12 protein-coding genes and 1 pseudogene are annotated in these 5,810 nt (G+C 35.9%); 12 read left to right on the plus strand and 1 reads right to left on the minus strand.

All coding sequences use genetic code 11. From position 1 onward, the window contains the following. The 12 genes from ABT112_RS34530 to ABT112_RS34585 all read left to right on the plus strand — a co-directional run. Positions 1–452, plus strand: a 452-nt coding sequence (locus ABT112_RS34530) for an ATP-binding protein (RefSeq protein WP_351515766.1), incomplete at its 5' end; no start/stop codon positions are given. 162 nt (positions 453–614) lie between these two features. Beyond that, positions 615–944 carry a RusA family crossover junction endodeoxyribonuclease gene (locus ABT112_RS34535; protein ID WP_351515767.1) on the plus strand — a complete coding sequence of 110 codons (330 nt, stop codon included), beginning with the start codon at positions 615–617 and terminating at the stop codon, positions 942–944. A 316-nt stretch (positions 945–1,260) separates the two neighbouring features. Then, positions 1,261–1,374: a DUF658 family protein gene (locus tag ABT112_RS34540; protein ID WP_351515769.1), complete on the plus strand. Its 114-nt coding sequence runs from the start codon at positions 1,261–1,263 to the stop codon at positions 1,372–1,374. A gap of 193 nt (positions 1,375–1,567) precedes the next feature. Further along, a complete protein-coding gene (locus ABT112_RS34545; RefSeq protein ID WP_014570743.1) occupies positions 1,568–1,768 on the plus strand; it encodes a DUF1125 domain-containing protein in 201 nt (66 codons plus the stop codon). Positions 1,769–1,936: 168 nt separating this feature from the next. Continuing rightward, complete coding sequence (locus ABT112_RS34550; RefSeq protein WP_014570539.1) at positions 1,937–2,611, plus strand: DUF1642 domain-containing protein; 675 nt, start codon at positions 1,937–1,939, stop codon at positions 2,609–2,611. Then, positions 2,608–3,027: a dUTP diphosphatase gene (locus ABT112_RS34555; protein ID WP_312258070.1), complete on the plus strand. Its 420-nt coding sequence runs from the start codon at positions 2,608–2,610 to the stop codon at positions 3,025–3,027. The genes ABT112_RS34550 and ABT112_RS34555 overlap by 4 nt, the downstream gene beginning before the upstream one ends. Before the next feature lie 3 nt (positions 3,028–3,030). Next, the gene (locus ABT112_RS34560; RefSeq protein WP_014570742.1) at positions 3,031–3,303 is read left to right on the plus strand and encodes a hypothetical protein; all 273 of its coding nucleotides are present in this window, start codon (positions 3,031–3,033) and stop codon (positions 3,301–3,303) included. A gap of 26 nt (positions 3,304–3,329) precedes the next feature. Next, positions 3,330–4,010 (plus strand): hypothetical protein, encoded by a 681-nt coding sequence (locus ABT112_RS34565; protein ID WP_063283376.1) that lies wholly within the window; start codon positions 3,330–3,332, stop codon positions 4,008–4,010. 77 nt (positions 4,011–4,087) lie between these two features. Then, the gene (locus ABT112_RS34570; RefSeq protein ID WP_010905362.1) at positions 4,088–4,231 is read left to right on the plus strand and encodes a hypothetical protein; all 144 of its coding nucleotides are present in this window, start codon (positions 4,088–4,090) and stop codon (positions 4,229–4,231) included. Continuing rightward, complete coding sequence (locus ABT112_RS34575) at positions 4,228–4,410, plus strand: DUF1660 domain-containing protein (RefSeq protein ID WP_351515768.1); 183 nt, start codon at positions 4,228–4,230, stop codon at positions 4,408–4,410. Before ABT112_RS34570 ends, ABT112_RS34575 begins: the two co-directional genes overlap by 4 nt. A gap of 7 nt (positions 4,411–4,417) precedes the next feature. Continuing rightward, the gene (locus ABT112_RS34580; protein ID WP_031559246.1) at positions 4,418–4,603 is read left to right on the plus strand and encodes a hypothetical protein; all 186 of its coding nucleotides are present in this window, start codon (positions 4,418–4,420) and stop codon (positions 4,601–4,603) included. A 544-nt stretch (positions 4,604–5,147) separates the two neighbouring features. Continuing rightward, positions 5,148–5,570, plus strand: a complete 423-nt coding sequence (locus tag ABT112_RS34585) for a RinA family protein (protein WP_014573151.1) — start codon at positions 5,148–5,150, stop codon at positions 5,568–5,570. Between the two features lie 148 nt (positions 5,571–5,718). On the opposite strand, the pseudogene ABT112_RS34590 reads toward ABT112_RS34585, so the two are convergent. After that, positions 5,719–5,810 (minus strand): annotated as a pseudogene (locus ABT112_RS34590) (amino-acid N-acetyltransferase); the annotation flags it as partial.

Here is a 5,810-nt window from a genome sequence, read left to right on the forward strand (position 1 = left end):
ATACTGTCGGTGAGGGAAACACAGTAGTAAGCGGGCCAGCAGGAACAGGGAAAAGTCACCTAGCCATGAGCATCTTAAAAGATTGTTTGCAGCATACTGATTTAACCGTTATTTTTGCAAGTTGGTCAGAGGTTCTTCACTTAATCAAAGATAGTTTTGATAATAAAGACAGCTTTTATTCAACTGAATACTTCATGGAAGTTTTTAGAAATACTGACTTATTAGTTATTGATGATATTGGAAGCGAGAAAATAACAGAATGGTCGATGTCTTTACTGACAGAAGTTTTGGATGCAAGGACTAAGACAATTATTACCACTAATCTAAAAAGTGATGAAATAAGAAAAAAATATCACAACAGGACATATAGCCGTTTGTTCAGAGGTATTGGAAAAAAAGCATTCAATTTTGAAAACATTAAAGATAAGCGTGTTAGTCAATTGCCATTCTAGGAGAAGCAATGAAAACAATGATCATTGAGCAGTGAGAAAACGAACATTACCCACTCGGAAGAATTAAAAAGCAGAAGCTGGCAGAGAAATCTGAGCATGAGATTATTTTTATTCTTAATCGCATGGATCAGATGCCTGCAATTGTTAGATTTGGAGAAGCAAGTGAAGTTTGAATTTAACTTTCTCAGAAAAGAAATGATAAATGAGAATGATAACAAGGGCACAACTTATGGTTCAAGAATTGCAGCCAATAATACTAAACAGCGTTTAAGACGGATTGCATGTAGAACAGCTCATGAATGGCTAGACCAGTCAGATGAAGTATTTGAGCAATTTCATGAGAAGCACCGTTGCGATGTGTTCGTCGTAATTTATCCACCCAAACGCTTTAAATATGATCCACCAAATTATGAACCAGCTTCTAAAGCATTAATTGATGGACTGACAGATGCTGGAATTTGGAATGATGATAATTACAACGTTATTCGCTGAACAAGTTTTGAACATGGCGGACTTTCTGGGGATACAAAGATGTGGAAAGTTGAGTTAGTAGTGAAAGAACTGACAGAATAGCTCTAATTCACGAAAATTACGGTTACATTTAGCGCTTAAACCATTTCATGGATAATTTATCACGAACTAGGCAAAAGCGCTTAGAAGCTAAAATATGAGGTGTTATTATGACAACGCAAAAAGAAAAAAATGTCCTAGATTTTAAAGACAAGGATATCTTGAAGAATCATAAAGTCGCTGACAAAGACGACGAATGGTTTCACGAACAATGGAAAAATAAACTAAGCGGATTGAAATAACCGATCGCGACCGTAGAAAGCACGAAACAAAAGAAGAACGTAGATTGCGAAGAAATATCAGAGCGCAAATGGCAATCGAAGCAGCACGCAAAGAAGAATTAGGATTATAGGAGCAGATAGATGAAATGCGATAAATGTGGCAACGAAATAGATTGTGATTGCATGGGATGCCATGAGTGCCATCCAGAATATACTTGTGAAACGTGTGGATTTTGCCACATTGACGGTTGGGAAGCTGGGGCATGCTGGAGTTTAGCCAATGACCCTGATTATGACCCATTCGATATTTAAAGGAGATAAGAAATGACAGTTGAAAGTTTATTAAAAGTGATTGAAGAAGGAATGACAGTTATTTTAAAAACTGAAAAAAATCGAATCATAGTCCAATTTGAATGTGGTAATGATATTGAAGCTTTCAGTTGCGGTTTCCTTTACAGAAAAATAAAAATTATCAAAATAAAAAATGGTAGCGAACTAATTGCTATCTTGGAGGATTCAAAATGAAATTCACTAAAGGAAGTTATATTGGCGAAGATATCGTAATAGAGCTATCTAAAGCTGAGAACTTGGAGTTACGAAGAGCTTTGAATCAATGTAAAAAAGAAGATGTAGCACAGATACAACTAAACAGAGGCAAGTGGTTTATGCCATTTGTCTTGGAGGACACGAAAAATGACTAAGTTTGAAGAGAAATTGGAAAAGTTGCCAATAAAAAATATTGAGCATCCTATTGGTGACACTAAATATTATGCGGCCGTTCATGTTAAAACATTGATAGCACAAGCTGACGAAGAATATCAGGAGCTATTTGATAAATATAGTAATCTCAATGATAGCTATGAAAAAGAAGTAATCAGAAGTTCTAAACTAGAATCGCAAATCATTGATTTAAAATCCCAACTCCAACAGCAAGCCCTGCCAGTCGTGCCTGAAGAGGTTGATAAAGCTATCAAATACTTGAAAACTCAGAATAATTTTGCCACACTTACTGATTTGAAGAATCTTGATATTTTGACAGAAAAAGGCTTTTGGTGGCTGAATGATTTCCAATTTAAAGATAGACGATTTGGTTTTGGAGGTCTAAATAATAAGTTATTTATCCTTTCTCATTTAGCTATTACAGGCTATCAAGTAGAAAAACCGCAGCTGTTCTATATTGACTTACCAAAAGTTTTTGGATTAAGCGATTCAACTAGCGATTCAACCTTCGTATCAAAAGCGGAAAGTGGAATAATCTTAGAATTTACAAAAGGGAAAGATTATGCATTAAAATTAACAGAACAAGAAATCAAGTCAATTGATGAGCGTTACTGGCAGTTTGCTGTGCCTGTGGAGGACGGAGAATGACAAGAGGATTTAAAAAAATAAACGAAAATGCGACTATTCCAGAACGAGCGACAGAACATAGCGCAGGATATGACATTTCAGCAAGTGAAACAGTTACGATTCAACCTGATGAAATTAAAATGGTAAGCACTGGGCTAGCTGTTCAACTTGGTGATGATGAAGTATTGAAATTATACGACCGTTCAAGTAATCCAGTTAAGCGTGGCATTGCATTGATTAATTCAGTAGGAATTATCGATTCAGATTACTATCCGCAAGAATTTAAAGGCTTATTTATGAACATCTCAAAAGAGCCTGTAACCATTTCTAAAGGTCAAAGAATAATGCAAGGGGTATTTGTCAAATACCTTACAACAGACGATGACAACGCAAATGGAAAGCGTACAGGCGGTTTTGGTAGCACTGGGGAGGTGTGAAAAATGATGAAGCAAACAACATGTTATAGCTGTGATAAACCAATCGAACCTGAATGGCTTCCAGAAGGAGAATTTATTGTATGTGATGAATGTTCTTCAGACACTGACGAAAAAACGGTTGAAAAACTCCAAGAACAGATTAACACTGCGAAAAAGTATATCGAGCATGTTATTGGAACGATTAAACGTGATGGGCATTTAGGAACTATTCAAACAGACTGGATTTTGCCTGATTTAGAAAAAGCACTCGCAGCGATTGGAGGGGATGATGACTGATTTAGTGAAAGTGGTGGAGGGGATAGATGACAATTACTGAACAACAATTCTATGACATGCTCAATGTTGATGAACACATGAATTTTACAAATAGAATCCAAGAGCTTGTTTTTGATAAAAAAGGACGTGAAGAATTTTATTCTAAAATCTTAAATATCCACCATGACATGGGCATTGATTTCTTTAGAGACTATTTTATGGCTCATTCAGCTGTTTCAGCAAAAGGGCAGCATTATACACCAGATGAACTTGGTAAGCTCACAGCGTTGCTTGTAGGTGGTTCTGGAGGTGCTGATTTAACTGGAGCAGGAACAGGAACTCTAATTATCCAAAAATGGCAAAATGATCGAATGAATGCAGACTTTTTTAACTATTTGCCGAGTAACTATTGGTACCAGGCATTAGAATTATCGGATGAAGCTATTTCATTCTTGATTCATGCCTTTGCAATCCGAGGGATGAATGGTGTAATCATTCATGGTGATGCATTGGAAATGGCCGTGAAGCAAGTTTATTTCATTCAAAACAGTGCTAATAATCCGATTGGTTTCTCAGAGATAAATGTTATCCCTCACAGCAAAGATGCAATGGAATTTTTAGGGATTCATGAATGGACGGAACAGGCAATTGAACATATTGAAAGTAAATTTCCTGACTGGATTCCACTCATAGAAGAAAAGAAAGGACAGATGAGTTTATTTGAATGAATTATTTCATGAATACTAAGGAGATTTGAATGACCGACAAACTAATATCTGGTCAATGACTGGTGGGGAGGGATTGAATGAATAATGAATTGCAAGAATTATTAATACAAATCATAAAAGCAGCAATGATTGCTATTCCAATTTGGGGACTTATTATCATGGCTTTTATCATATTCATTTTCAAAAATGATATTAAAAAATGGTGGAGGAATAGAAAATGAAACTTTTGTGTAAGCTGTTCGGGCATAAGTGGTCAGAATGGAGAGTATATTTATTTGGAACTCATGAAGAACGCTCTTGTCGTCGTTGCTACATTACAGATAAACGAATTCCACGCTCAGACCTTGACGAGTCAGAGAACGTGTTCCCTGAAAAATGGCTTGATAAACATATGGATTGAGGTGGAGATGAAAAAATTTGAGTTATATAGCGCAGAATTCGTTAGCAAATATAAAAAACCTAAGTGTGTAATGAGTATTATTGAAGCTAATAGTTTAGCAGATTTAATTCAAGAAATCGAAAGCAACGCAGGTTGGTACACTGCTGACAACGGAGCTTTCAAAGTTGCCTATATCGAGGAGGTTGTGGAATGAAAGTGATTTATAAGATACTAATTGCCCTAATAGTAGTTGCTGTAGGATTTGGATTATCTCTAGCAACCTATCATCTCTTTGGGTACGACAAGATAATGAGCTTTTGGCAGTACATCTTGCTTAGGAGTAAATAAAAAAAGCCCAAGCTGACCAAGCTTGAGCGAAATTGTGAATTCTAACGTTTATATTTTTATGGTCTAACAAATTATATCATACTGAGCTAGGAACTCGCTAAACTCAACTGGAGGAGAAAATGTTTAAAAAATCAGGAGAAATTATTGGTAATGCCTTTGTGTGGCTGCTATTTATAGCAATTTGCTTAATATTTTTAGGGTTATTACTTCGAATATTGCGCTTTATATGGTTTGGGTACTAAAAAACTCCACACTTGGTCAGTAGTATGGAGCAACTAATTATCAACTTAGTTTGTGTAATATTTTTGACCAATGTATATTATACACTATTAAACAAAAAAAGCCCACTGCAATGGGCTTCGGCAAGAAGTTTTCTAACTTAATTATACCACAAAAGGAGAATTTGATGAATGGCAGATAAGTTAGATAGAATTATTGGAGATTACGTTAATGGCAGACTTGAAGCCAGAATAAAATCAATTGAAAGCAGATATCTTTATAAGCAAAAAGTAGATAACTTAGGTATTCGTACGGCTTATTCTGGTGGTTCGGAACCTGAAAGTCATGTTTTAAATAAAGAAGCGCTTGAAAATGATGAGGAATTAATCAGATTAAGAGAATTGATAAGACAAATCGACATCTGGTATCTACCTTTGATTCAAGTTGAAAAGGAGGTAATAAGACTAAAATGTGAAGGATATAATGGCAGATACTGGTATCAAGTAATGCAAGAATTGGATGTTCAAGGATTTGAAGTTCCACAGAAGAAAGCTAAAGCTGCTTATTATAAATTTAGGAATGACATCTATTCTTTTGTTATTCACTTAATTTGAGAGGGACAAAATAGGCAAAAAAAGAATCGAAATTGCCTAAAAACGGAACCTTGACCCTTGTTTTTGCTGATATACTTGTATTATGAAGTAAAAGGCAAAAGCAAAAAACAACAACTAATTCGGTTTGGATATACTTCATAACGTTGCACAGATGCAGAAGCATCCGGCTGTTGCCGAGGGTGTTCGGCTTCACCCGTTCGAGACCGAGGAACTCGGCCACACCCTCGTCATAGGAACGCA

This window comes from Streptomyces sp. NPDC002055, from assembly GCF_040296705.1.
In the GTDB taxonomy this organism is placed as follows: domain Bacteria; phylum Actinomycetota; class Actinomycetes; order Streptomycetales; family Streptomycetaceae; genus Streptomyces.